This window comes from Burkholderia sp. WP9 (assembly GCF_900104795.1).
GTDB lineage: Bacteria > Pseudomonadota > Gammaproteobacteria > Burkholderiales > Burkholderiaceae > Paraburkholderia.
Window position 1 is genome coordinate 1,188,104 of record NZ_FNTG01000002.1, and the last position, 26,601, is coordinate 1,214,704.

The 26,601-nt window shown below is 59.8% G+C and carries 24 protein-coding genes; 17 read left to right on the forward strand and 7 right to left on the reverse strand.

Going from position 1 to position 26,601, the window contains the following annotated elements:
• The first annotated feature begins 3 nt into the window (after positions 1-3).
• From BLW71_RS26630 to BLW71_RS26660, 7 genes are all read left to right on the forward strand, one after another.
• Complete coding sequence (locus tag BLW71_RS26630) at positions 4-1,305, forward strand: MFS transporter (protein WP_091803846.1); 1,302 nt, start codon at positions 4-6, stop codon at positions 1,303-1,305.
• The gene (locus BLW71_RS26635) at positions 1,302-2,228 is read left to right on the forward strand and encodes an amidohydrolase family protein (protein WP_091803849.1); all 927 of its coding nucleotides are present in this window, start codon (positions 1,302-1,304) and stop codon (positions 2,226-2,228) included. Before BLW71_RS26630 ends, BLW71_RS26635 begins: the two co-directional genes overlap by 4 nt.
• A complete protein-coding gene (locus BLW71_RS26640; protein ID WP_091803852.1) occupies positions 2,225-3,154 on the forward strand; it encodes an amidohydrolase family protein in 930 nt (309 codons plus the stop codon). Before BLW71_RS26635 ends, BLW71_RS26640 begins: the two co-directional genes overlap by 4 nt.
• Before the next feature lie 44 nt (positions 3,155-3,198).
• Positions 3,199-4,488, forward strand: a complete 1,290-nt coding sequence (locus BLW71_RS26645) for an MFS transporter (protein WP_286162112.1) — start codon at positions 3,199-3,201, stop codon at positions 4,486-4,488.
• Between the two features lie 268 nt (positions 4,489-4,756).
• A complete protein-coding gene (locus BLW71_RS26650; protein ID WP_091803855.1) occupies positions 4,757-5,026 on the forward strand; it encodes a MoaD/ThiS family protein in 270 nt (89 codons plus the stop codon).
• A gap of 91 nt (positions 5,027-5,117) precedes the next feature.
• Positions 5,118-6,275 carry a WD40/YVTN/BNR-like repeat-containing protein gene (locus tag BLW71_RS26655; RefSeq protein WP_091803859.1) on the forward strand — a complete coding sequence of 386 codons (1,158 nt, stop codon included), beginning with the start codon at positions 5,118-5,120 and terminating at the stop codon, positions 6,273-6,275.
• A gap of 428 nt (positions 6,276-6,703) precedes the next feature.
• On the forward strand, positions 6,704-7,396 hold the full coding sequence (locus BLW71_RS26660; protein WP_091803862.1) for a phosphatase PAP2 family protein: 693 nt from the start codon (positions 6,704-6,706) through the stop codon (positions 7,394-7,396).
• A gap of 135 nt (positions 7,397-7,531) precedes the next feature.
• Here the strand turns inward: BLW71_RS26660 and BLW71_RS26665 are convergent, their stop codons facing one another.
• Positions 7,532-7,975 carry a cupin domain-containing protein gene (locus tag BLW71_RS26665; RefSeq protein ID WP_091803865.1) on the reverse strand — a complete coding sequence of 148 codons (444 nt, stop codon included), beginning with the start codon at positions 7,973-7,975 and terminating at the stop codon, positions 7,532-7,534.
• Between the two features lie 215 nt (positions 7,976-8,190).
• Between BLW71_RS26665 and BLW71_RS26670 the strand changes: the two genes are divergently transcribed.
• The 3 genes from BLW71_RS26670 to BLW71_RS26680 all read left to right on the forward strand — a co-directional run bounded on the left by BLW71_RS26670 (position 8,191) and on the right by BLW71_RS26680 (position 12,107).
• A complete protein-coding gene (locus BLW71_RS26670) occupies positions 8,191-9,252 on the forward strand; it encodes a methyltransferase (RefSeq protein WP_091803868.1) in 1,062 nt (353 codons plus the stop codon).
• A 423-nt stretch (positions 9,253-9,675) separates the two neighbouring features.
• Complete coding sequence (locus BLW71_RS26675) at positions 9,676-11,067, forward strand: MFS transporter (protein ID WP_091803871.1); 1,392 nt, start codon at positions 9,676-9,678, stop codon at positions 11,065-11,067.
• A 209-nt stretch (positions 11,068-11,276) separates the two neighbouring features.
• The gene (locus tag BLW71_RS26680; protein WP_091803874.1) at positions 11,277-12,107 is read left to right on the forward strand and encodes a 3-oxoadipate:acetyl-CoA acetyltransferase; all 831 of its coding nucleotides are present in this window, start codon (positions 11,277-11,279) and stop codon (positions 12,105-12,107) included.
• A gap of 357 nt (positions 12,108-12,464) precedes the next feature.
• Here BLW71_RS26680 and BLW71_RS26685 read toward each other — a convergent pair whose 3' ends face one another.
• Together BLW71_RS26685 and BLW71_RS26690 are read right to left on the reverse strand one after the other, a co-directional pair.
• The gene (locus BLW71_RS26685; protein WP_091803876.1) at positions 12,465-13,256 is read right to left on the reverse strand and encodes an MHYT domain-containing protein; all 792 of its coding nucleotides are present in this window, start codon (positions 13,254-13,256) and stop codon (positions 12,465-12,467) included.
• A 365-nt stretch (positions 13,257-13,621) separates the two neighbouring features.
• On the reverse strand, positions 13,622-14,578 hold the full coding sequence (locus BLW71_RS26690; protein WP_091803880.1) for a helix-turn-helix domain-containing protein: 957 nt from the start codon (positions 14,576-14,578) through the stop codon (positions 13,622-13,624).
• A gap of 95 nt (positions 14,579-14,673) precedes the next feature.
• Here BLW71_RS26690 and BLW71_RS26695 point away from each other — a divergent pair, with 95 nt between their 5' ends.
• From BLW71_RS26695 to BLW71_RS26705, 3 genes are all read left to right on the forward strand, one after another.
• Entirely contained in the window at positions 14,674-15,918 is a 1,245-nt protein-coding gene (locus BLW71_RS26695) for a DUF1479 domain-containing protein (protein ID WP_091803883.1), read from the forward strand.
• Between the two features lie 73 nt (positions 15,919-15,991).
• On the forward strand, positions 15,992-17,239 hold the full coding sequence (locus BLW71_RS26700) for an ABC transporter substrate-binding protein (protein WP_091803886.1): 1,248 nt from the start codon (positions 15,992-15,994) through the stop codon (positions 17,237-17,239).
• Positions 17,240-17,501: 262 nt separating this feature from the next.
• Entirely contained in the window at positions 17,502-18,548 is a 1,047-nt protein-coding gene (locus BLW71_RS26705) for an acyltransferase family protein (protein ID WP_286162113.1), read from the forward strand.
• Between the two features lie 230 nt (positions 18,549-18,778).
• Here the strand turns inward: BLW71_RS26705 and BLW71_RS41770 are convergent, their stop codons facing one another.
• Positions 18,779-19,129: a hypothetical protein gene (locus BLW71_RS41770; protein ID WP_177205125.1), complete on the reverse strand. Its 351-nt coding sequence runs from the start codon at positions 19,127-19,129 to the stop codon at positions 18,779-18,781.
• A gap of 2 nt (positions 19,130-19,131) precedes the next feature.
• Here BLW71_RS41770 and BLW71_RS41775 point away from each other — a divergent pair, with 2 nt between their 5' ends.
• Positions 19,132-19,320 carry a hypothetical protein gene (locus tag BLW71_RS41775; protein WP_177205126.1) on the forward strand — a complete coding sequence of 63 codons (189 nt, stop codon included), beginning with the start codon at positions 19,132-19,134 and terminating at the stop codon, positions 19,318-19,320.
• 148 nt (positions 19,321-19,468) lie between these two features.
• Here the strand turns inward: BLW71_RS41775 and BLW71_RS26715 are convergent, their stop codons facing one another.
• A complete protein-coding gene (locus tag BLW71_RS26715) occupies positions 19,469-20,383 on the reverse strand; it encodes a sterol desaturase family protein (protein WP_091803892.1) in 915 nt (304 codons plus the stop codon).
• Between the two features lie 513 nt (positions 20,384-20,896).
• Entirely contained in the window at positions 20,897-21,169 is a 273-nt protein-coding gene (locus BLW71_RS26720; protein ID WP_091803895.1) for a DUF1488 family protein, read from the reverse strand.
• A gap of 453 nt (positions 21,170-21,622) precedes the next feature.
• Here BLW71_RS26720 and mauJ point away from each other — a divergent pair, with 453 nt between their 5' ends.
• Positions 21,623-22,948: a methylamine utilization protein MauJ gene (mauJ, locus tag BLW71_RS26725; RefSeq protein WP_091803898.1), complete on the forward strand. Its 1,326-nt coding sequence runs from the start codon at positions 21,623-21,625 to the stop codon at positions 22,946-22,948.
• Between the two features lie 313 nt (positions 22,949-23,261).
• A complete protein-coding gene (locus BLW71_RS26730) occupies positions 23,262-24,185 on the forward strand; it encodes a glutaminase (protein ID WP_091803901.1) in 924 nt (307 codons plus the stop codon).
• 248 nt (positions 24,186-24,433) lie between these two features.
• On the opposite strand, the gene BLW71_RS26735 is transcribed toward BLW71_RS26730, so the two are convergent.
• The gene (locus BLW71_RS26735) at positions 24,434-25,894 is read right to left on the reverse strand and encodes an efflux transporter outer membrane subunit (RefSeq protein WP_091808928.1); all 1,461 of its coding nucleotides are present in this window, start codon (positions 25,892-25,894) and stop codon (positions 24,434-24,436) included.
• Between the two features lie 76 nt (positions 25,895-25,970).
• Between BLW71_RS26735 and BLW71_RS26740 the strand changes: the two genes are divergently transcribed.
• Complete coding sequence (locus BLW71_RS26740; protein WP_091803904.1) at positions 25,971-26,588, forward strand: TetR/AcrR family transcriptional regulator; 618 nt, start codon at positions 25,971-25,973, stop codon at positions 26,586-26,588.
• Positions 26,589-26,601 lie beyond the last annotated feature (13 nt).

The following is a 26,601-nucleotide window of genomic DNA, read 5'->3' on the forward strand; positions in this document are numbered from 1 at the left end:
GACATGCAAACCGATATTCACGCGGCAGCCCCGCGCCACTCGATCCGCTCACTGCTGACGACCACGCGATGGCGTATGGTGCTCCTCCTGTTCGTGCTCTACACGGTGAATTGCATCGACCGGATGTCTCTATCCGTCGGTATGCCGTCGATCGTGCATGAATTCCATCTGAGCGCGACGATGCAGGGGTTGATCCTGTCGGCCTTCTTCTGGACTTACAGCACGTTCCAGATTCCCGCAGGCTGGGCCGCCGACCGCTATGGGGCGCGCCGCATGATCGGCATTTCCGCCGCATTGTGGGGCGGCTTCCAGTGCCTCGCGGGCTTCGCTGCGAACGGCTTCATGCTTCTCCTCACTCGCATCGGCCTCGGCATGTTCGAGGCGCCCTACATGCCCGCTGCGACCAAACTGAGCGCGTCGTGGCTGCCGCCGACAGAACGTGCCCGCGGCGTTACATTGATCGACAGCGGTGCACCGCTCGGGTCTGCAATCGGCGGTCTCGCCATAAGCGCGCTGATCGGCGCATCGGGATCGTGGCGCACGGCGTTCATCATCGTCGGCGCATTGACGGTGGCGCTTGGCTTCGTCGTGTATCGCCTGTTGCGCGACACGCCCGAACAGCATCCGGGCATCGACTCCGCTGAACAGGACTACATTCGCGCGCAGAAAGTGGCGGCGGGCGAAACGCCGCGCGCGACGGCTGCACCGCTTTCGCGCGGCACGATCACGGCCATGGTGATCGGCCGAATCGGCTGGGCGATGGTGTTCTTCGGGCTCGTCACGTGGGGACCGAATTATCTGTCCGTGGGCCGTGGTCTCGACATTCGCAGCATGGGCTTCGCGACCTTCGTCATCTTTCTTGCGGGCGCCGTAGGCGAAATTCTGTCGGGCATGACCGCCGACTGGCTGCAGAAACGCTTCTCGCGCGGCATGGCGTTCAAGATCCTGTTCGGCCTGTCCGGCGGCATGTCGCTGCTATGCCTGCTCACGCTGCCGTTCGTTGGCGATATCCGGCTCGCAGTGGCCGTGCTCGCGCTCGGCGTGTTCTTCCATCTGTGGGGCGGCCTCTACTGGATCATTCCAGCCATGCTGGCGCCGCGCGACCAGGTCGGACTCGTGGGCGGCGTGATGAATTTCGCAGGCACGGGTGGCGCGATCATCGTGCCAATCGCGGTTGGGATGATCGTCGATGTAACCGGCGGCTATCACATGGTCATCCTGTTCTTCGCGGCCTGTGCGCTGACCTATCTGATCGGCTCGCTGCTGATCGATTTCGGGCGCAACGCCGCAGGAGAGCGGGTATGAAAATGCTTTACGACGGGCCGATCATCGACGCACACCAGCACTTCTGGGATCTGAAGGCCAACTTCTATCCGTGGCTGACCGGTGACACGCTCGTACCGCATCGCTACGGCGACTATTCGCCGATCAAGCGTGACTATCTACCCGCCAATTATCTGCGCGACAGCGCGGGGCAAAACGTAACCGGCAGCGTCTATGTGGAAGCGGAGTGGACGCCGGACGATCCCGTCGGCGAAACCCGCTACGTGAAGCAACTCGCGGAAACGACGGGCCGCCCTAACGCAATGGTTGCTCAAGCCTGGCTCAACCGCGGCGATGTTGCCGAGGTGCTCGCCGCGCAGGCACGTTTTCCGCTCGTGCGCAGCGTGCGAAACAAGCCTGGCAATCCGGACTCGGCGGGCCGCACGTTGATGTCCAACGCCGCCTGGCGCGACGGTTACGCGTTGCTCGCGCATCACGGCCTGCACTTCGATCTGCAGGCGCCGTGGCAACAACTCGTTGAAGCCACGACACTCGCGCGAGATTTTCCCGACACGCTACTCATTGTCAATCACGCCGGCGTGCCGGGCGACCGCTCGGCGGCGACGCTGCATGGCTGGCGCGAAGCACTTGCAACACTCGCGCGCTGCCCGAATGTCGCCGTCAAGGTGTCAGGGCTGTGCGAAACCGGCAAGCGCTGGAGCGTCGAAGCGAACCAGCCGGTGCTCGATGCACTCCGCGACTCCTTCGGAGCGGAGCGCCTCATGTTCGGCAGCAACTTCCCGGTCGACGGCCTGTTCCTTTCCTTAGCCGATCTGATCGGCGGATTCCGCCAGCTCGTCGCCAGCTGGACACGAACGGAACAAGAGGCGTTTTTCAACGATACGGCGGTACGCGTGTATCGCCCGACTGCTCTGTCCGAGACACCATCACAGGAGCAAGCATGACCCAACCGCCCCGCAACGCGCTCGGCTTCTACCTGCCGATCTTCGATGCGCATCATCATTTCTGGGATCTGTCCGACGGACACTTCCCGTGGCTCACCGACGACTACGACGACAGCTTCTTTCTCGGCGACTACCGCCGCATGTGCAATAACTTCCTGCCTCCGCAGTATCGCGCCGCGACGGCCGGTTTCGATGTGATCGGTACCGTGCATGTCGAAGCCGAGCGCTCGCGTCACGAGCAGGTTCAGGAAACCGAATTCCTCACGAAGCTGAATGCAGCAACCGGCCTGCCGAGCGCAATCGTCGGGCATGTGTTCTTCGTGCAGCCCGATTGCGAGGCGGTGCTCGAGGGTCATGCGAAGAGTCCGCTTGCGCGAGGCGTGCGCTCGAAGCCCGAGATCTCGTCGGGCCCGGGCGAGTCCGTGCGCGGGCAGCCAGGTACGATGCAGGACGACGCGTGGTTGCGAGGTCTTGCGCTCCTCAACCGGTTTGGGTTTTCCTGGGACTTGCGGGTGCCGTACTGGCATCTAGGCGAGGCGGCAGAAGTCGCGCGCGCCTTCCCCGACACGCCGATCGTCACCAATCATCTCGGACTGCCACTCGATCGTTCCGACGAAGGCATCTCGATCTGGCGCAAGGGCATGGAAGCGCTCGCCGCCTGCCCGAATGTCTATCTGAAAGTATCGGAACTGGGCTTGCCGAACGGCACATGGGACAGCGCGAGCAACCGCCGCGTGATCCGCGAAGCAGTCGCTCTTTTCGGCTATGACCGTTCGATGTTCGCGAGCAACCTGCCGGTTGGCAACCTGTCGGCCAGTTTCACCGAGATCGTCGCCGACGTGCTCGGCGCATTGCCTCACGCAACCGAAAGCGACTTGCGAAAACTCTTTGCCATCACCGCGCAACGGTTCTATCGCGTGACCTGAACACCAATAGCACAGCAGATGACATAACCACCAAGGAGACCGCCGTGCCAACCATTGATGAGAACCTTCTCTTCCGCAAGATTTCGGTGCGGATCCTTCCGGTGCTGATGCTGGGCTTTTTCTTCTCGTATCTGGACCGTGTCAATGTGGGCTTTGCCAAGCTTCAGATGTCCGGCGACCTGCACTTCAGCGATGCCGTCTATGGTTTTGGCGCCGGCATATTCTTTCTCGGCTACTTTCTGCTCGAAGTGCCGAGCAATGTGATCCTGCACAAGGTGGGCGCACGCCGCTGGATTTCGCGCATCATGATCACCTGGGGTTTGCTTTCCTGCGCGACGATCTTCATCCGCACGCCGATGCAGTTTTACATCATGCGTTTTCTGCTCGGGCTGGCCGAAGCGGGGTTCATTCCCGGTGCGATCTACTACATGGCGCAGTGGTATCCAGCAGCTCGCCGTGGACGCGCATGGGGCACGTTCTATATCGCGCTCGCGTCTTCGGGCGTGATTGGCGGCGTGCTGTCTGGCTCGATTCTCAAGTTCATGTCAGGTATGGGCGGCATGCGCGGCTGGCAATGGCTGATTCTGTGCGAAGGGGTGCCGACAGTGCTGCTCGGCATCTATATCTTCTTCCGCATGAGCGAGGACATTCGCCGGGTGGACTGGCTCAATGCCGCTGAAAAGGATTATCTGAGCAGCCTGATGCTGAAGGAAGACAGCCACAAAATCTCGCACGGCTTTTCCGCTTTGCTCTCCAACGCGCGGGTGTGGACGCTGGTCGCGATCTACTTTGTCTACAACATGGGGCTCTATGCGATCAGCTTCTGGATGCCCACGTTGATCCAGAAAATGGGCACAACCGATACGTTCACCATCGGCGTGCTGAACGCTATCCCTGGCGTTTGTGCGATCGTCAGCATGCTCGCATTCGGCTACAGTGCCGACCGCCACAACGATCGCAAGTGGCATCTGATCGCGGCATTTTCGATGGCCGCAATTGGCTTTGCACTGTGCGTGGTGTGGCAGAACGAACCAGTGCTTGGGATCGTCGCGCTGTGCCTCGCGAATATGGGCGTGCTGTCGATTCCCGCGTTGTTCTGGAGCCTGCCGACCGCGTTCCTCGCCGGCGTCACCGCCGCGGCGGGCATCGCGATGATCAACTCGATCGGCAATCTGGCGGGATTCGTGGCGCCGTACATGATCGGTTATCTGAAGGAGTTGACTGGCCGCACGGATGTCGCCCTGCTGGTGGTGGCGAGCGGTCTCGTGATCGGTGCCCTGCTGGTCGCGATCGTACTGCGTGGACGGCGCAGACAGATCACCGTGCTGCCCTGACCGGAGCATCGAAAAGAGCCGCAGTACGTAAGAAACGGCTGCTCGTTCTGTTGCTGATCGAGGCGCCAGAGGCGCCTCGTCTGCTTGCGCTGAAGCTTTATGCACAAGCGCATCACGCCATCATCGACGAGAAATGACATCTCGGGTCGTGACGCGCGGTGATTCATGCCGCTTATCTTCTGCTGAATCGCGATACCCCGGAGCAAGCGGCGAATCGCCTACACTACAGAATCAACGGACACTGCCATCCCCGCGACGTGACTCCGCCATGGCGCACATCTTCTTCGCTGCTTCGATTCAGCGACATATCGCAACGCCCGAGCGCGAGATCGACGCACGCACGCTGAGCGAAGCGCTCGAGGCCGTCTTCGCCGTGCAACCTCGACTGCGCGGCTACATCCTTGATGATCAGGGCGCACTAAGGCGGCATCTCGCCGTGTTTGTGGATGGTCGGCGGGTGCGCGATCGACAACGCCTGTCCGATGCACTCGGCGAGCAGAGCCGGGTTTATGTCGTGCAGGCGCTGTCGGGCGGGTAAGTGGCCACGCAGATTCGAGCTTTGCATGAGATCGGAGTGAGCGCTAAAACGCCAACGCCGATCGACATCTGGACGACGGAGGACACTCCACATGAGCGATCGATTGCTTGTCGCGACCCGCAAGGGTCTGTTCGTTCTGCGAGCCAATGGAGCAGGCGTCTGGGAGTTCGGTGAGTTGCATTTCACCGGCGAGCCGGTGAGCATGGTGCTGCCTGATTCGCGCGACGGTTCGCTCTACGCGGCGCTCAATCTCGGCCACTTCGGCGTGAAGCTGCATCGTCGGCGCGCGGGCATGGCGGATTGGGACGAGTGCGCGGTTCCCGTCTACCCGCCGCAGCCTGCCGGCGAAACGCGGGCAGGCGACAGCGCAAACGCCAATGTAGACACCGGCGCGGACAATGCGAACGCCGCCGCGCCCAGCGCGCCGCCTGCCTGGACGCTTCAGCAAATCTGGTCGCTCGAAACCGGTGGCCCAGACGAGCCAGGCGTCTTGTGGGCCGGCACGATTCCCGGTGGGCTGTTCCGTTCCGACGATGGCGGCGACACATGGGTGCTCAACCGTGCGCTGTGGGATCGCCCGGAGCGCCGCGAATGGTTCGGAGGCGGCTATGACGCGCCGGGCATCCATTCCGTGATGGTGGATCCGCGCGACAGCCGCCATGTGACGATCGGCGTATCGTGCGGCGGCGTTTGGCAAACGGTCAACGGCGGTGCGACCTGGCGCGTCACCGCCGAGGGCATGGAGGCTGACTACATGCCGCCGGAGCGGCGCGGCGACGCCAACGTGCAGGACCCGCACCGGGTCGTCCAATGCGCGGCAAATCCAGACACGTTGTGGACGCAGCATCACTGCGCAATCTTCCGCTCGACCGACGGTGCGGCACACTGGCAAAGAATCGAGGCGCAGCCATCGAGCTTCGGCTTTGCGGTTGCCGTGCATCCGCACGAGCCGGACACCGCCTGGTTCGTGCCTGCCGTGAAAGACGAGTGCCGGATTCCGGTTGACGGACGGTTCGTCGTCACGCGCACACGCGACGGCGGCCGCACGTTCGATCGCTTCTCGAGTGGCTTGCCGCCTGCCCCCGCGTATGACCTCGTGTATCGGCACGGCCTCGCGGTGGACGACTCCGGCAAGCGCCTCGCGATGGGGTCGACCACCGGCTCGCTATGGACGTCCGATGACGGCGGCGAAAGCTGGCAATCGATTTCAGCGCATTTGCCGCCGGTTTATTGCGTCCGGTTTGGATGACGGTCTTTGCCAATCGGACGGCGGCCTAAAGTGAAGGGTCGATAAGTTGCGCATACCCGCCAGTCCGCCGATATCCGCTGCCTGAGCGGACAAATCCGATCACCACCGTGCATTACCTGCTCGCGCGTGGACCAATGGCTCGACGAACGCGAGCGCCAACACGGGACTGGGGAACGAAATGTAGATGTCGGTAATACACACCAGGTGCCGCCATCACCACCCGACGCTTTTTCGATAGACGTAGACGACGCGATGTTCGTCGGCATGCGTTGCCCGAACAGGACAATCGCGCAGTAAGCTGTGAGTGAAGGTTAGCAATGAAATTGTGCCGTAAAAGTTGTCAGTGAAAGTAAGCACCAGAAAATGCGGCGCACCCAATGGGCTATGCTAACCCTCGATGCGACCAGCCCAAAGTTTCCTACAAAAAAATGAACAGCTTCGATTCGTCTATCGAAACATATCTGTCCAACATACACTTCGGTCATTTCGCGACCCAATCCATAGAAGTCATCGCCGACCTTTACACCTTCAAAGGCCTCGTGCTCATTCCCGTGCTGTGGTGGATGTGGTTTCAGCAGGACAAGCGCCGCGAATGGCGGCGGGAAATGGTTCTCGCCACGCTTCTCAGTAGCGTCGTGGCGCTCTTCGTCGGAAGACTGCTGACTCACTGGTTGCCGTTCAGAGTGCGCCCCATCTATAGCGACGAACTGCATCTGCACTTTGCAGGTAGCGCTATCAAGGACGCACTGCTGACAAGTTGGAGTTCCTTCCCAAGCGATCACGCGATGCTATGGATGGCGGTCGCCACCGGTATCTTCCTCGTGTGGCGGGGCATCGGTGTGCTGGCGGTTTCCTATACCGTGCTGTTCATTTGCGTTCCGCGCGCCTACCTGGGTTTTCACTACCCAACCGATTTGCTGGTGGGCGCCGCCTTGGGAATCGGAATCACCTATGTCATGACGCGAGATGCGATCCGCGTGCGCTATGCGATTCCTGCGCTGCGATGGATCGAGCGCTACCCGGGGCCTTCAGCGATGCTGGCCTTTATTCTGTGCCTCGAACTCGTTACGCAGTTCGACGAACTGCGCAGGCTGGCGAGCGGTGTGCTCAAATATCTATGAAGCACGCGTTGCGGTGCGGCGCTGGGAGGCTATTCGGTGGTGGCGGCGCCCGAGCGAGTGATGTTATCGAAGCCAGGTTCATGCGCGTTTGCACGTCGGCCGATAGTTATTCAGCCACAGTGGATCGCTTTCAACTCATTTAGGCGACGCTGGGACCAGTCCGTACCCGGACATCACAGCGATAAGCTTCGCGCGGTCGGGCGGCTCACCCGCATTGACTATGGCGCCGACGTCGCGGAAATACTGGGCGCCGATGTCGGGCGTAAGTATGATCAAGGCACGAGCCGTGTCACCGTGTGGATTGCTGAATTGATGGACCGATCCGCGTCGGGAATGCATCCACTGTCCTTGGGCCAGATCCCGGACTACGCCATCAACAGAGTACCGAAGCACGCCCTCCAGCACATACACGCACTCCTCATTATGTGTATGACTGTGGGGTGGAGGAACGCTCGAGCCAGGAGGCACCGTCAACTCGAATACGCCCAACCCGCCTGTGCCGGCTCCATCAATCAGGTACCGAATCGTCAGACGACCGACAGTGATCAGTTCGCCTGGTTCCGCGTTGTCAACAGTCATTTAAATTTTCTCCCGCCTGAGTATTCGCGCCGGTCGCAAACACTACGAGTGTAGGCCGGAGACACGCCGCTTGCAGCGGTTCCCTGACCGAATGTCCGACATTGGGCAGCACGTAAGCGGCTGGACTTAGCTTTATACGATTACTACGCTTAAGAACGTCGCGCCGCCTGCCATGGCACCCGGCGCTTCACCACACGTGTCCGCCGGAGGCATCGATGCCAAGTACACCAAACGTGGATCAGCAGGGACCTGGCGCCGACGGCGAGTATCAGCCCGAACCCACTCCTGAGCGACTTCTGCAACTGGGCATGGGATTCTGGGCGTCGAAGACGTTGCTGTCCGCGGTCGAACTCGGTGTGTTCACGCGCCTCGCGAGCGGTCCGAGCGATGCGGCGGAACTCATTGAGGCGCTCGGATTGCATCCGAGATCGGCCCTCGATTTTCTCGACGCGCTGGTTGCATTGAATCTGCTGGAACGCGAAGCCGGGATATACCGCAATACGCCGGAGGCCGGGCTCTTTCTGGACACGACCAAGCCCGGTTACGTGGGCGGACTACTGGAAATGGCCAACTCCCGGCTGTATCCGTTCTGGGGCTCACTGACAGAAGCGCTTCGCACCGGGCGGCCACAGAACGAGGCGAAACACGGCGGCAACCTGTTTGACGCGATCTATCACGATGAAGCAGGCCTGCGGCGCTTTCTGCGAGCAATGACCGGAGTCAGTCTTGGGGCGGCCAAGGCGATTGCGCAGAAATTCCCCTGGAAGAATTACGGCACTTTCATCGACATTGGCACGGCACAAGGCGCGCTACCTGTGCAGATCGCGCTCGCTCATGCTCACCTGCTCGGTGGTGGCTTCGATCTACCGGAAGTGGGCCCGGTATTCAACGAGTACGTGACGTTGCACGGCTTGCAGGAACGGGTGCGGTTCCATGCGGGCAACTTTTTCAAGGACCCCTGCCCGGAAGCAGACGTGCTTGTGATGGGACACATCCTCCATGACTGGAATCTCGAAGAGAAACTCGAACTGCTGGCGAAGTGTTACGCGGCGCTGCCTCCCGGGGGGTGTCTGATCGTCTACGACGCCGTGATCGACGATGATCGCAGGCAGAATGCATTCGGTCTTCTGATGAGCCTGAACATGCTTATCGAGACCCCCGGCGGTTTCGACTATACGGGCGCGCAGTGTTGTGCCTGGATGAAGGAAGTCGGCTTCTCACAGACACGCGTCGAGCCTCTCGCCGGCCCGGATTCCATGGTGATTGGAATCCGGTAGGAGCGGATTTGGCGCCCCGGCAGCCATTTACCGACGCGTGGAGCGACGCCACGATGCTGGCCGGCCGCCCACGCTCCGGTCCCTGCCGCTCGTGGTCCCGCTCCGTAGAAACCCCATTTCAGAACGAAAATCGCGCGTGTTGCGCGAATAGCGCTCATATTATGCTGGCTGCCGTTGTCGTGCATCCATCGACAGCGTAACTTCCTTGCATCCCTGATCGCTCTGCGGACCAATGCCGATTTAAGGCTCGTGTCGCGTCGTAAGCGAAGCAAGTCATGCCGGTCGATGTCGGGATGCACATTCAATATTACCGATCGAATGCGCCGGCTGAAGCGGTGAAGCCGGCGCGATCCAAGCGAAGCGTTTTCGCTGACGAGCAGGGCGCAATCCCACCGCGATCAAATATCAATATTGGAGACAGACATGGCTGGCAGCCCCACCGAACACGAGCCGCATGGCGCCCATCAGACGAGGAAGGCAACCGCGAGCGGCTGGATCGGCTCCGCGCTCGAGTACTACGACTTCTTTATCTACGCGACCGCAGCATCGCTGATTTTCCCGCAGCTGTTCTTCCCCTCGGGCAACCCGAAGATCGCGATCGTGGCTTCACTGGCGACCTACGGCGTGGGATATGTCGCGCGGCCGATTGGCGCCTTCTTTCTCGGACACTGGGGCGACACGAAAGGCCGCAAGAACGTCCTGCTGGTGTGTATGTTTCTGATGGGCTTCTCGACCATGGCCGTCGGCCTGCTGCCGACTTACCACCAGGTCGGCCTGCTCGCACCGGTGCTGCTGGTTGCGCTGCGCCTGATTCAGGGCTTCGCGGTGGCCGGCGAGATCTCCGGCGCCAGCTCGATGATTCTCGAGCACGCGCCATTCGGCCGGCGCGGTTACTACTCGAGCTTTACGCTGCAGGGCGTGCAGGCCGGCCAGATTCTCGCTGCGGCCGTGTTCCTGCCGCTCGCCCACTACATGCCTGAAGACGCGTTCAATGCCTGGGGCTGGCGCATTCCGTTCCTGCTGAGCGCAATCGTTCTCGTGGCGGGCTACATCATCCGGCGCGAGGTGAAAGAAACGCCGGCCTTCGCAACCGAAGGCGCCGTGCCGCGCTCGCCGATTGTCGAAGCCTTCAAATTTAACTGGAAGGAGATGCTGGTCGTCGTGTGCTGTGCGTTGATGAACGTCATTCCGGTGGTCACGACGATTTTCGGCGCGGCCTACGCGGTTCAGCCTTCGTACGGGATCGGCTTCCATAAAAGCGTCTACCTGTGGATTCCGGTGCTCGGCAACATCGTGGCCGTGTTCGTGATCCCGCTGGTCGGCAATCTGTCGGACAAGATCGGCCGCCGTCCGCTGATTATCGGCGGCGCGCTCGGTTCAGGGCTGCTGTCGTTCGGTTATCTCTACGCGATCAGCATCCATAACGTGCCATTGGCGATCGTGATGTCGATACTCATGTGGGGCGTGATCTATCAGGGCTATAACGCCGTTTTCCCGAGCTTTTACCCCGAACTCTTCCCCACGCGCTCCCGGGTTTCGGCAATGGCGATTTCGCAAAACATCGGCACCACGATTACGGCGCTGCTGCCGGCTCTCTTCGCAACCGTCGCGCCTCCGGGATCGACCAACATCCCCATGACGATCGGTGCGATCACGTTCGGCGTCACGATTATTTCGGCGATTGCTGCATACAGCGTGCGGGAAACGTACCGGATTCACCTGAACGACCTTGGCCAGCGCAGCGCCGAGCCTGTCGACAAGGAGGACTACGAGCGGATGCGCGAGCAGACCCTGTCCGGCGCAAAAGCGGCGTAGCAATCGAACGTCTGGATGCAAACGCCGGTGCCCGGCATTCATCGTCCGGGTCCGGTCTGCATCAAAAGATCGCGCAATGAAGTTGGGCGCGCAACCATTGGATTAGCCCGCTGAACGGGACGGCGCGCTGCCGGTTAGGCGGTCGCGCTGTCACTGTCGGTTCGCCAGCCTGGCGGGCCGGCCACAACGATTTGTATGGAGCGTCCCTCATGAATCAGCCTTGCATTATCTCCGTCGCCATTACCGGTTCAGTGCCGCGTAAGAAGGACAACCCGGCTGTGCCGGTCACCATTGCTGAACAGATCGAAAGCACTCACGAAGCTTATGAAGCCGGCGCGACGCTCGTACACCTGCATGTGCGCGACGAGCAGGAAAACTCCAGTTCCGACCGGTCGAGCTTCGCGAAGCTTCAGGAAGGCATCCGCAAGCATTGTCCCGACATCATCATCCAGTTTTCGACGGGCGGCCGCGGCCGTTCGTTCGAGCAGCGCGGCGCGATGCTCGATCTGCGCCCGGACATGGCATCACTCGCAACGGGCTCGGTCAACTTTCCGACGACCGTCTACGAAAATCCGCCGGATTTCGTACGCTCGCTGGCAAAGATGATGCTCGACTACGACGTCAAGCCGGAAATCGAAATCTTCGATCTGGCGATGTTGTACAGCACCGTCGACCTGGTCGGGCTCGACCTGCTGAAATCGCCCGTGCACGTGCAATTCGTAATGGGCGTGAAGAACGCCCTGCCCGCGCGACGCGAGATCCTGGAGTTCGAGGTGCAGCAACTCAAGGCGCTACTGCCCGATGCAACGTGGACGGCTGCCGGTATCGGACGGCATCAACTCGAGGTGAATCACTGGACCCTGCAAATGGGCGGCCATTGCCGCACAGGTCTCGAAGACAACGTCCGCTGGGACAAGGACACGCTCGCGAAGAGCAATGCGCAACTGGTGGCACGGGTAGCGTCGTTGTGCGGCGAGTATGGGCGGCCGGTAGCGAGCGCCAAACAGGCGCGCGAACTGCTGCATTTGCCGGCCTTGTAGGGCGACGCCGCGCTCCGCCGGCATCCGCTCGGCTGGCTCACCCGTTTTGTTTTTCGGCGTTAGGTAATGGTGATCGTGCCGCCTTGCGCCCGATTTCATGCGCCCCGTGAAAACCATTACGATTCAAGGCTCTAGCGCGTTCACCAGCTAGTTATCAACACCCTCTTCAACAATATCTGGGGATAAGTCGGGCGAAGAGCGTGATCGAGCCGTAACGGCCGCCCTCATGGGGCGGCATGACAGGCCTCAATCCGACCGCGAGTGCATGCGGCTTATAACAGCGGTCACGATGGGCACGCCGACTGTCTAGTGCCGTTCAGAAGCACGGCGCGTTGACATGATCCACCAATCCAGCAGTCAACGTGTCGAGCCTCGCACGCGGTCGATCTGATCGTTGAGTCGCGCGACAGAATTGGAGAGAAACGCGACTCTGGCGTCGAGACGGGAAAGAAGCAGCGTCGCGATAAGAATTGCGAACGCAAACGTAATGACAGCGGCGGCGAGCCATTGAGGCTTGACGCCGGTCGCTGCGCCGCAAATCGAGCCAACGGGGAAATTCGCCCCGGCCATGCCGGTGTAATGCATACCCGCGATGGCAATCCCCATGACACAGGCCGCACCAATGCGCTTGGGCATCACATGGTTCTGATCTGCGCCGCGCAGCGTGTTCGCGACCCACAGCGCCGCAGTAGACGCTGCGATTGCAATGAAGATCGAGCCGGCAAAAATTCTGGGTTCGTAGCGAATCGCCGGATTCATCAGCATCGCGGCCATTCCCATGTAATGCATGCCGGCAATACCTAACCCCATGAGAACCCCACCCGCCAGCAAATGGAACAGCTTCAGACGTTCCCGCGTGACGACATGCAGCGCAAACCACGAGACGATCACCGCAATCGCGAGCGAGTAAAAGGTTATGGCGAAATCGTAATTAATCGGAATATCCAGGGAAAACGACAGCATGCCGATGAAGTGCATGGACCAAATGCCAACGCCCATTGCCAGGGCGCCGGCGGCCAGCCATAGTTGCCGGGCACGGACGTAAGCCAGAATGGAAAGCCGGTCTGCGAGATCGATTGCCGTAAACGAAGCAAGCGTCGCGACGATAAGGGAAACGGCGACTAACCCGAGGTTATAGTTGCTTTGCATAGATTGGGGGCTCTTTCACAAGAGCTCGATTAGTAGTTATCAAGAGCCTCACGCGGCCTCTCTGCCGACGAAGACTGGGCTCTGCATTCGCACTGGCCTGTGCGCTTATAAATCCATTCTGAGTATTTTTAGCCGCTTGAGCATCCGCGACGGTGTCAATTCTAGTGCATGTTGGTGGGAAGATGATCGACGACCGGACTCAATTGCGCAAGCCCGTTGCACTCGCGTCCGTCGTACACAAGCCGCTGCTCATCGACCTTGCTTTCTGGGCCATGAATGCGCATTTCGAGTGCCAACTCTCACCCGACAAGAAGGCACCCCAATGCGGCCAACGTCAATCCCGCGCTTATGCTCGCTCGCCTGCGTTACGCAATTGATTTCGGTAGTCGCGGGTTCCGTTGCAACGAAGGTGAGCGTTCGTTGATCTGCGGACTGGCGTCTGTCTCGGCAATATCGCCGGCCGCGAACTGTTTGCGGTAAGCGGCGGGCGTGAGTTCTTTCAACGCTTTGAACTGTCGGTTGAAATTAGCCACGTTTGGAAACCCGGAGCGCGTTGCAACGACGGAAACGGGAGTCGAGGTGTGCGCGAGCATCCGGCAGGCATGTCCAATCCTGACTCGCGCGATATATCGCCCAACGCTCTCTCCAATGTGCTGCTCGAAGTAGCGAGCCAGAGAACGTTCCGACACGTTAGCAGCGTCGCAAAGGTCGGATAGACGCAGTGGTTCAGCGAAGCGTAAATCAATCATTGAGAGCACGCGGTTTATACGCTCCGGTTCGTGCCCTGAAGGACCCTCTGCACGGTCGCTAAACGCGGTCGGCGAAGCAAGCGGATCGCCAGGTGCTTCTGCGAGCATGCACAAGACATTGAGTGCCCCGGCAAGGCGTTCTCGCGCGGTGCTGGACAGCAGCTTGTCGACCTGTACGCGCATCGCGGCGGCGACCTCCGGACCGAATGCCAGCCCGCAAGCGGCCCGACGCAACAGGTTACGCAAAGGCGCATATTCCGGGCAGACGTCCGCAAGCCGCCGCGCCCAATCGCCGCCAAACCAGATCACGATTGCAACCTGAGGAGATGCTGCGTCGATCGAGCGATTCGACGCCCATGTATGAGGAAGATTCGGGGGCACAAGAACCAGGTCATCGTCTACATAGTCTGCAATCGAATCCCCGATATAGCGCTTGCCCTGGCTGTTCAGCGTCAGGGTTAGTTCGTATTCGGGATGGTGGTGCCATTCGAACGGAATGCGCGGCAGACGCCGGTGGTAAACCCTGACCGAGCAGTCGTCGCCAAATTCGACATGTTCGTATGCTGGTTTCATGGCAGAAAACGCAAAGAAATTGTCTGGATGGTATCACTTCTGTGTGCACGGTCAGCCTATCCTGCGGATACAGCAGAACCCACGAGGAGACGACCATGGCACTCATCATCGACGACCTGCCGGCAGCCATCCGGCAGGCCAAACAGGAGCTTCGCGCACGACTTCCGAACTATCGGGATGTTTTCGCCGAAGTGGATGAAACGATCCGCACCGAAGCCAGCAGAATTGCCGCGCAACGCAGTCGCGGCGAAAACGTGATCCCCGAAATCCAGTTCTCCGACATCGCGGAGCAGCGCGTGAGCGCCGAGCAGATCGAACTCGTCAAAACACGTGGTGCGTGTGTGATCCGCAACGTGTTCGACCGCGCTCTGGTGGAAGGGTGGGACCGCGATATCGCGGACTACCTCGAACGCAACGACCTGAATACGCGCCTGCAGAATCGGGCCGAGGACAAATACTTTGGCCAGCTCGCATCCAGCAAGCCGCAGATTTACGGCGTGTACTGGTCAAAGCCGCAGGTCCTCGCGCGCCAGGCGCCGTCGCTGACTGCGGCTCGTGTCTTTCTGAACCGGTTGTGGCGCAATGAAAGTGAAGGCCGGATCCATTTCGATCCAGAGCGAGTGCCGGTCTACGCGGACCGGATGCGTCGCCGGCCACCCGGCTCCGAGTCATTGGGCTTGTCCGCGCATTGCGACGGCGGCTCGGTCGAGCGCTGGATCGAGGCGAATTTCCGCAAGGTGTACCGGCATGTGTTCGACGGCAACTGGCGTCAATATGATCCGTTCGACGCCGCATTCCGGCCGGACGTAGAAGAGATTGCATCTCCCGCCGTATGTTCGATGTTCCGCACGTTTCAGGGCTGGACCGCACTGACGCCGCAAGGCCCTGGCGACGGCACGCTGCAACTCGTGCCGATTGCAAATTCGATGGCTTATATCCTGTTGCGCGCCCTTCAGGACGATGTGGCCGATGACGACCTGTGCGGCGCGATGCCAGGTCGCGCGCTCTCCATCAAGCCGGAATTTCATGCGCCGCTTTTCGACGCGCTCTCATCGATTCCCCACATGCAGGCCGGCGACACCGTGTTCTGGCATAGCGACGTGATCCACGCAGTGGAAGACGCGCACCGCGGCGCAGGCTACAGCAACGTGATGTATATCGCGTCGGCGCCGGCGTGTGCCAAGAACGACGAATACCTCAAGCGCCAGTTGCCTAGCTTCCTTGAAGGCAAAAGCCCGCCTGACTTCCCGACCGACCATTTCGAAGTCGACTTTGTCGGACGGGCTACTGTCGAAGATCTGACGCCGCTCGGGAAGGCCCAACTCGGTTTCGATCTGTAAGCGCTACGAAAACGCACGCCATCATGGCGTGCGCCTGCCTGGTGATTCATAAAGAAAACTAACGGAGACAGCCATGAAAAGAACAGTCATGTCAGCCGCAATCGTCGCTGCGGTGCTTGCCACAGGCGCACAGGTCGCAAGTGCTGCCGAGTCACTTTCTGTATTGCACTGGTGGACCTCTGGGGGCGAATCGAAGGCAATCAGAGTGCTCAAGGACGACATGAACAAGCAGGGTTACGAGTGGAAAGACTTTGCCGTAGCCGGCGGGGCGGGTGCGGCGGCCATGACGGCGTTGAAGACACAGGTCATGTCCGGTAACGCGCCGTCGGCTGCACAGATCAAGGGGCCGCTGATACAGGACTGGGCTGATCAAGGTGTGTTGGTCGATATAGACAAGTCCGCTACTGACTGGAAAGCCCAACTTCCCGCGCAGATCAACAAGACCATGATGTCAAAGGGCCACTATGTGGCGGCGCCGTTCTCGGTGCACCGGATCAACTGGCTGTGGATCAACAAAGCCGCACTCGATAAAGTGGGTGGTAAGCCGCCGACGACATGGCCCGAGTTCTTCGCGCTAGCCGACAAGTTCCGGGCTGCGGGCATGACGCCCGTCGCGCGTGGTGGCCAGCCTTGGCAAGACATGACCATCTGGGAGACGGTCGTGCTTTCTCAGGGCGCGGATTTTTATCGCAAGGCCATGATGGAGCTCGACCAGAAAACACTCACTTCGCCGCAGATGTTGCAGGTATTCCAGACTGTCCGGAAGATTCAAGGCTACTTCGACAAAGGCTCGACCGGCCGTGACTGGAATCTCGCGACTGCCATGGTCATCAACGGATCGGGTGGGATGCAATTCATGGGGGACTGGGCGAAAGGTGAGTTTGCCAATGCGAACAAGAAAGCCGACGTTGACTATATCTGCGCGGCTGCGCCGGGTACGTCGAACGCCTTCACCTACACCGTAGACTCGTTCGTGTTTTTCCAGCAGAACGGCAAAAAAGAAGCGACGCCTGGACAGCTTGCGTTGGCGAAAACAATCATGTCGCCCGCCTTCCAGGAGCAATTCAGTCTTTACAAGGGTTCGATTCCGGTCAGGCAGGATGTTTCAATGGACAAGTTCGACGCCTGTGCCAAGAAGTCATACGCAGATGAGCAATCCACCATCAAATCCAACACGTTCTTTCCGTCGTTCGCGTTTGGTGACGTTCAGTCGTCTGCCACCGAAGGCGCGATTACCGACGTTGTGACGGGCTTCATGAACTCGAATGAAGACCCGCAAGAGGCGGTGCGCAAGGTCGCGGCTGCAGCGAAGATCAAATAGGTACGAATTTCGAAGCCGCCTCGACAAAATCAAGCGGTCGTGCAAGGTCATTCGAGGACTGTGGCGGCATAACGCAACGCGTGTCCAGAATTCTGCATTCGATGTACCCGTAACACGCGTCATGCGTTACCCACTGTTACGGGCCACAAAGGGCCACAAAGCAATTTTCCCAACCGGCGCGCGGCACAGACGCGTCCGGCCTCGTTATTGCTTTATCACCCCGTCGCATCGTCGATAACTAAACTCAAGAACGGGGTAAGCGGTGACACAGAACAGAGACCTTCGATTTGAAGCGCTTGATGGCCTGCGGCTTGTTTGTGCACTCTGGGTCATGTTGAGCCACTTCGGGCCGCCGCCCATTCATTTCACCTTTGGTATGTTCGCCGGTCATGCATTGACCATCGAGAGCATGTTCAAAAGCGTTTTCTGTGGCACGGCCGCAGTGGTGGCGTTCTTCATCATTTCCGGGTTTTGCATCCATCTGCCGTATGTCTCGGGGAAAACGCTTGCTGTCAAGAATTTCTACGTCGCACGACTGGTGCGTATTGGCGCGCCGATGATAGTGGCAGTAACCGCTGCCAAAGTGCTACCCAACGGAACATACGAGCTCGATGCCGTGCTCTGGTCGCTTTACAGCGAAATCCTTTACTACTTCGGCTATCCGGTCATCTTGCGAGTCGCGCGCAAAGGGGGATTGCCGCACCTCACGGCCATTGCCTTCCTAATGGCGCTGGTTGTTAATCTTATTCCGGATGACACTCACGGCTACTTCTGGTCTAACGGGATCATCCTGACGACGTTGCGCGGATTGCCGATCTGGCTTCTCGGTTGCATCATCGCGCAGTTTTACGCTTCTTCGTCGAGATCCCCGACATCACTACGCATTTTGGGCTTGGCTGGCGTGCGACAGACGTTACGCGTGTTAATAGTGTTGGCGAACGCAATCGCCTTGATCCTGCATTTCCTGACGCCGCTGCACTACAAGTGGAGCATGCTTCCCTTCGCAATCCTGTGCGCGCTCTGGATCGTTGCAGAACTGGAAGCGAGCGCGTCGCGGACGATATTCACGCGAGTTGCGCCGCTTGGCCGCGCATCCTATTCGCTCTATCTCACGCACAAGTTGGCGATACCGGTCGTTGCTGTGATGTATAGCAGTCTGGCAGGTGCGCAGTACTGGATTGCTCTGCTATGCATCGCCATCATCCTCACCAACCTTATGTACTTCATGGTTGAGACCCCGGCCCACCGACTCTCAAGAGCGATCGGTCGAAACTGGATGAAACGACAAACTGATCCAGTCATTACCTGATCTACCCATCAAGCCACCTTCGCGGTGGCTTTTTTGTCACCTCGTCACTCGCCACAACCGCCTTCGGGCGGTTTCTTCGTTTACGGAAATGACCAACGTTACCCAAATCCACGAAGGAAAAGAGACGTTGACCGTTGACGTCAACATCCCCGGCCACGAGCCGCATATGACGAAGGCTCTGTTCAAGCGCACGCGTAATGCCTTGCTCTCGCGGTACGGCGGCCGCTGTTTCATCTGCAACGCGACGGCCGACGAAAGTTGGCCATCCATTCGAAGCGCATCACCACCCGATCGAGCGCTCCTTTGCCGAGATGATCGAATGGGAGCGCTTCAAGTTCGACGCGCAGGTCGGCGTCTGGGGTGAAGCGAACCAGGCATTCGACTGGGACAACTTCACCGACTGGACCCGGTTCGTCGACGACATGACGGTCAACGGCATGTTGCTTTGCAAGGCGCACCACATCGGAAAAGACGAAGGCCTGCACACGCTGCCCTTCCCTATCTGGATCGCGCAAAAGTGCGGCAAGGAAGGTTATCAATTCTCCGGCACCGAAGTGATTCACCGCCAGCAATTGGAGCATTCATGCAGTCAGATACGAAGAAATATCTCGCGGCCGCCGGCATCCTCGTGGTTTGGCGCGGCTTCGCATTCGTCGGCAAGACGCCGGTCGACGGTGTCATCGCGACCACGCGGCCACCTCCAACAAATAACCTCCCCGGCAGTAATCCCGCCGCGCGACGCGGCTCCCTCCCCAGGAAATTCACACCATGAACCGAATCATGCTGCTTGCGGCAGGTACACACGATGGCCGGGCACGATGGACATGGGGCGCACGTGCGCCCGGCGTGCGCCCCATCACCCGTATGCGTCGTCAACGATTGAAGCTTGGTCAGCTCGCCCTGCACAAATCGCCAGTTGATCAGCTGTTGGTCACTTCGTATCCGCGACGCGCGGCCTCGCTCTTGTGGCGCAGTTCTTCCGTGGTTTCGCCGCCTTCCGGCATCCAGCCCGGTGGCCGGATAACGTGATTGATCGCGGTCCACGCGTTCTTCGCCTTCAACACGTCCCGGACAAGGGTCGCCCAGTGCTCGAACTCGACGACGAACGGATTGCGTGAGGTTGTTGGCGTAACAAGCCCGTAGCGGCAAGGTTCGTCGGCACGTTCCTCGACGTAAGTGCCGAACAGCCGGTCGAAGATAATCAGCACGCCGCCGTAGTTCGCGTCCAGATATTCGACATTCGACGCATGGTGCACGCGGTGCGAGGAGGGCGTATTGAACACATACTCGAGCCAACCGAGCTTCGGAATCCACGTGGCATGAAGCCAGAACTGATACATGAGGTTGAAGAAGAGCGTTAGCAGAACGACTTCCGGACGCACGCCAAGCCACACGAGCGGCGCGAAGAAAATCGCCGAGCCCGTCAGCTTGCCCGTCACGCCGAGCCGGTACGCGGTTGAGAGGGTCAACTGGTTCGGCGAATGATGCACGGCATGCGTGGCCCAGAAGAAGCGAATGCGATGCGACGCGCGGTGATACCAGTAGTAGCAGAATTCCTGACCGATGAAGAGCGCCATCACCATCAGCGCGCTATTGAGTTCCACCGTGAAGATGCGATGCTCCCAGGCTAGCGCAAACACAGGTGTCGCGAGTGAGAGCGGCAGCAGCGCGAGCAGCTTGCGCGCGAAGACGTCGGCCAGCGAAAGCCACACTTCGTACCACGCGAATGGCGTGGCCGCATTGCGGTTTCTCCGACTCAGCCAGACGGCTTCGACCATCGATACGGCAATGACGAATGCCGTGACATATAGCGAGAATTTTCCGAGTTGTTCCATGACGATGCCATAACGGTAGTGACCGGGGGATATCGTCTGCGGTGAGGTTGTGGAACAGTGCATCGCATCCGATATGCGCACTGTATCTATGGCTCCCGCAACAGGCTATGCGAAAGTTATTTCACCGCATGTCATGTGGCTCGAAGCCTTTCCAGCCAAGACTGGCAGTCGCTTTTGTCTCTTAGACACCATTGCGCGAATCGCATCTTCGGTGGATGCCGTCAGTCCATTGCGGTGGGCCGCCGCGCGGAAATCGGTGGGCGGCGGCTCCCACCTCCTCAGCGCCGCTCCGGCTGCAGGTATCGCCGAATCGACGTATTGGGCGCCCCAATATCTCCACCATTTGGAGCGCGCACGGCGCGGAAAAGCTCGACTTGCCTGAAGTTCGCAAACTTTTCATAAAAGAAATTAGATACGACTGAGCGGTCGTGCTTTTTTAACAAGCTTTGCTCACGACGGACCGAGGAGTCAGGTCAATACCGTTTCGACTTCCTGCGCGCCAAGCACCGCTGCCTAACCTCTGGTGACTAAGTCACGACTGGTTAGGCAAACGGGCGGGCCCGGCCGAGTCCGCATGTTCCACTCGGCAACCGCGACGATACGATTTCGACCGTCGTCAAACGCTTTGAGCGTGCGGACTTCGCTGGCGCCTGGCGGCAGCTGGAGATGTGCTTCAAATGCCTCACGGGAGATTGCACACTCAGCAGAGCCGGTCCGTTCTGACAAATGGAATGCTATTCTGCTTCCGTCTGGCGATAGCCCCGGCGCGAAATCAAGAACTTGCATGCCGCACCTCGTGAATACACCGGCCAGCTGAGCTCCTGCCGCTCGCTCGAAATTTCCCAGAACATACGTGCCATCCCTACAGTCCGACCAAGCATCCCCATATGCCGCAGGGTCCTGCGCAGGGGCAGATTTTCATTCCTCCGGGTATGGCAGATGTTTCTGCGAGCGGCCGCCGTAGAAAAAGTCGAATGCCTCCTGTCGACCCGTTGCGGACCTTCGACGGGCGCGACATCGACGTCGGCTTACTAGGAAAAAACGGTCATCCGTTGGTGAAGACTCGCCGTGATGGCCGTTGCTGCAAAAGCGTCTGGGGCAGACAGTAATCTCCCGAAGCTAGGTGTGATCTGGCAAAAGTACACAGTCCTGCCTGCGCTTGTGCGCTGGGCCGATGAATGCGCGAAGACGACTACAATTGGGTGCTGCAAAGCGAAAATTCTCAAAGGCGTGTGACTCATGACCGCACCGTACATACCGCACCAGTTTGGCGAGACAGTAGAGAAAAAACTACGCAGTCGAATGGGTTGGCTGACTGCGGGCGTCGCGTCGTCGGTTCCGTGGCCCAAGGACGATGTATGGGTGCGCTATGACGGCGAGGATTACATCATTCGGGGAACTGAGCGGAACGGAAAACCGTCACCCCCCTGCATCAGCGTGGCTTGCGACCGCGACAATGTCGATGACTCACTATCCAAGGTGTACAGATTCACCTCAATTCTTGGATGGTTCAATGGTGGATACGTGGATGTCAGCGGCTATACACATGGTAGTCATCCCATCTTATACGGCGACCCTCGTAACGTTTTCTCCACCATTGGCGTATTTGGGAAGAAAGCGTTTGATTGCAACCACATGCCGCTTGTGCGGGACGAAAATACTCGAAAGGCGCTCGCGTTCTATCGTGAAGGACGCAGGCTCCAGCATGTACACGACAGCTACGCGTTCCTCAGCTTCTACAAGGTCATTGAATCGCAATTCGCAGATGGCAGGCAAAAGGGAGCTTGGATCGATGCGAACCTTGACGCACTGAGCGACAACGCGGCGGCGCGCGTTGCCGAGTTGAGGGCCAGTGGTTTGGATGTCGGTATGCATCTGTTTGAAAGCGGGCGCTGCGCAGTCGCCCATGCTACCGCAGGCAAGGACATCGTAGACCCCGACATACCCAGTGATCGGCGGCGGCTGTCAGCTGACTTGGATGTGATAGAAGGATTGGCAAGGTTGTACATTCTGAAAGAATTACAGGTACCGGACGCGCGCGAGTCATATCGTGTCCGTGATCGGCTGGAGCCGTGGTCTAACCTTATAGACTCGCATACGCTAAAGGAACTGCGCGAGGGAAAAGCGCCCGCCAATGTTGATGGACTGCAAGGTCAAAAGGTAGCCGTAGGCCTTTGGCCGGATGGTGCTGTCCCCGGATTAGAAGACATGACCATGCACGTGGATGCCGTTGGGCCGGGTGTCGTGAGAGTGGTTCTGTTCAATCCCAGAATGACCATCTGCCTTGTCTTCGCGCTGGATTTCAAAAACGGAAGGATTCACACACAACTTGAGGACGGTGGCATGTGTCAAACAGACAAGGTTCAGCCTGACGAGACCGATGTCCGTGCCTATGCGACGTACTTCCATCGCGTAATCGGCAACGCGGTTGCTGAGTTGACAATCGGGGGCTTGGAACCTGTCGACTGCGAAGTGGTGATACCCGTCAACATCATCCCCCAGAATCCCGACACTGCGGTTGAAGAAGCCGTGAAGAGATTCAGGCAAAGCAAGGTGGACCGGTAAAGGCATGTCCGCTTGGCGTCACGATACCAGTGATCAGGGTCTGGTCCCTCACGTGCGCGTGGGTGCGCTGCCACTTGAATGTCTGGTACTTGGGGCGGAGCAGCCTCTTGAATGTCCTTCCGTACGCTCTGGGCAAGGGCAGAAACTGGCCGAACCGGGTCCGATGCGAACCGAGATCGATCACCGATCGCAACGGGGGATGCGAAAGGCGGAGACCGACCCATGTGCTCGACACTGTGGGCGAGGCACCTAACACTGCCTGGCTGCGGTATCATCGCGACCCATGCTCAAGGGCTCCTGGATGCAGCCACCAATGTCCGACCAGAACTATCAAGCGATCCTCGAACAGATCCATCGCGACATCGAGCCGTGGCGCACCGCGGGCCGCGCCGCAGACTACATTCCCGAACTCGCGAATGTGCCCGCCAACAGCTTCGGCATGGCCGTTGTCACGACCTCGGGGGACGTGTATCGCGTGGGACAAGCCGATACGCGCTTTTCAATTCAGAGCATCTCCAAGCTGTTCGCGTGCACGATGGCATTCAGGCTGCTGGGCGATGCGTTGTGGCAGCGCGTGGGCCGTGAGCCGTCGGGTACGGCCTTCAATTCGCTCGTGCAACTCGAGGCCGAGAAGGGCAAGCCGCGCAACCCGTTCATCAACGCAGGCGCGCTGGTCGTCACCGATGTGCTGTGCCGCCGCTTCGTCAACGCGGAGACAGCGCTCGTCGAATTCATGCGGCGGTTGACGGGTGAATCGACCATCGACTATGACATGCGCGTGGCTCAGTCCGAATTGCAGCACGCACACCGCAATCGCGCGATGGCCCATTTCATGGCGAGCTTCGGCAACCTGGAGATGCCGCCCGAGGCTGTCGTCGATGCGTATTGCCGTCAATGCGCGATATCGATGAACTGCGTCGAACTGGCGAAGGCCGCGCTCTTTCTCGCCAACGGCGGCGTCGCGCCGATCTCTGGCGAACGTATCCTCGACGCGAGTTCGGCCAAACGCCTGTCCGCCCTTATGCTGACATGCGGCACGTACGACGCGGCCGGTGACTTCGTGTATCGCGTCGGCTTGCCAGCGAAAAGCGGCGTGGGCGGCGGCATCGTCGCGGTGCTGCCGGGGGAAATGGCCGTCTGCGTCTGGTCGCCCGGACTCGACGCGAACGGCAACTCACTTGCGGGCGTTCAGGCGCTTGAACGGTTGACCACGCTTACCGGGCGGTCGATTTTTTGAAAACACCGGAGTCCAGGTCATTCGGCAAGCGTCGACTCACACTGAGCGAGCGCCAAGTGAAAGGCTGGGACCGACCCGTTTCCGTCAGTCAGGTCATTGCATTAGTTGTGGCCGTTCTCGAATTACCAACGGTCACTTGCCCGTCGTGCGCACTGCGCATCGGCAGGCGCCGCAAACAGCGTCCCGACTGTCGGAGGAAAGCCTCTGCAAACGAGCGGGCCGGCTGCAGCCGGCCCAAGGCGGTGGTGCTATCGGCTTGCAACGGCCTGAGGATCGGCGGGTTGCCACCCTCCGCCGAGTGCCTTGAATGCAGCGACCGCTGCGCGGGCGGATTCCGTTTGCGCCTGCACCCGCTCGTCGGATGCGCGCAGCAAGTTTTGATCGGCCTGCAGGACTTCGATCAGGCTGACGACACCTTTCTGGTAGGCCGCAAACGAGGCGGCTCGCGCCCGGCCTAGCGAATTCACACCCTGCGCGAGAACGGCAGCCTGCTCCTCGCGCTTCACGAGCGTAGAGAAAGAATTCTCGACGTCCTCCGTTGCGTGCAGTGCGGCAAGCCGGTACGCGGCGAGCATCTCGGCATCCTGGCCTTTGGCCTCATTGATCTGCGCATTGATGCGGCCGAAATCGAACAGACGCCAGCGCAACCCCAGCACGCCAGCGCCCTGACTGGCACCGCTGCTGAACAGGTTGCCGCTGGCCACTGAGGTGGCGCTCCCAATCAGTCCACTGAGTGACAGCTTGGGGTAATACTCAGCGACTGCCACGCCAATACGCGCGTTGGATGCAGCAAGGCGACGCTCAGCCACGATCAGATCGGGCCGACGCCTGAGCAACTCGCGAGGCGAGCCGGTGCCCGCAATTCGCGGGGCGGCTGGGATACCAGCACCCTCGAACAGTTCCGCCCGATGCGTGCCGGGCTGTGCGCCCAGCATCACGTCCAGCGCGTTCATCGCCGCATCCAGGCCGGCCTCCAGGACCGGGATGGATGCCTGCACCTGCGCCAGCGCGCCTTCAGCCTGGCTCACCTGAAGATCGGCCGCCAGGCCTTTCCCATACAAAAGCTTGATGGTCGAGAGCAGATCCTGCTGCGTCTGAAACTGCTTGCGGGCCACCTGCAAACGAGCCTGCAATCCACGAATGGTGATGTAGATGTCGGCCGTCTGTGCTGCCACAGCCAGGCGCGTGGCCACCTCGCCGGCCTCTGAAGCCTGATAATCGGCAACTGCCGCTTCCCGCTCGCGACGCAGGCCACCAAACACATCCAGTTCCCAGCTCGCGTTGAAATTGGCCTCGTAGTCGTTGCCGTAGCGATCGAAACCAGGCGTTGAGTTCAGGACGCGTCCCAGCGGAGTTTCAACCGACTGGTAGACCCGGGCCATCTGGCCACTGACATTGCCAGAAGGAAGCAGCGCGGCGTTCGCCGCGCCGAGTCCCGCACGCGCCTGCACCACGCGAGCGGACGCCTGCGCGAGGTCGAGGTTCTGATCAAGCGCAAGCGCGATGAATCGCGTCAGTTGCGGATCGCCGAAACCCGTCCACCAAGTTACCAGGTCTGCGCTCGCCGCCGCCTCCCGGTGATCTACCGCGGCCTGGCCATGGAAATGGTCCGGCATTGCCACGTCGGTCCGGACGTAATCGGGGCCCACAGCGCAGGCTCCAGAGAGGCTGGCGACAATGACCGCAACAAGGAGGTGTTTGGGTAGCATGAGCGTCTTCACAAGGTTCCTGATGTGACCATAATACCAAATGGTCACTGGTTGTCCATTCCTGTATGCTATGGCCATGAAAAACACCACCACTCCCTCCGTCCCCGCGCGCGGCCCGGTTGACCACGAGGTGCGGGACCAGATCGTTGCCGCCGCCACGGAGCACTTCAGCCGGTATGGCTACGAGAAAACGACGGTCTCCGACCTTGCCAAGGCGATCGGGTTTTCCAAGGCCTACATCTACAAATTCTTCGAATCCAAGCAGGCCATTGGCGAAATGATCTGCGTCAATTGCCTGCGGGAAATCGAAAGCGAGGTCCGGACAGCCGTCGCAGAGACCGATCTGCCGCCGGAGAAGCTGCGACGAATGTTCAAGGTCTTTACCGAAGCGAGCCTCAAGCTGTTCTTCCGGGACCGCAAGCTATACGACATTGCCGCATCAGCCGCCACGGAAAACTGGCAGGCGGTGCAAGCCTATGAAGCACGCGTGCAGAAGCTGCTCCAGGAAGTCCTGCAGGCGGGCAGGCAAAGCGGCGACTTCGAGCGCAAGACGCCGCTCGATGAAACTGCAATGGCGATCTACCTGGTGCTGCGCCCCTATCTCAATCCGCTACTCCTGCAATACAACCGCGACACCACCGACGTCGCACCTGCACAGCTATCCAGCCTGGTACTCCGAAGTCTGTCGCCCTGATGCGCCTCGCTAG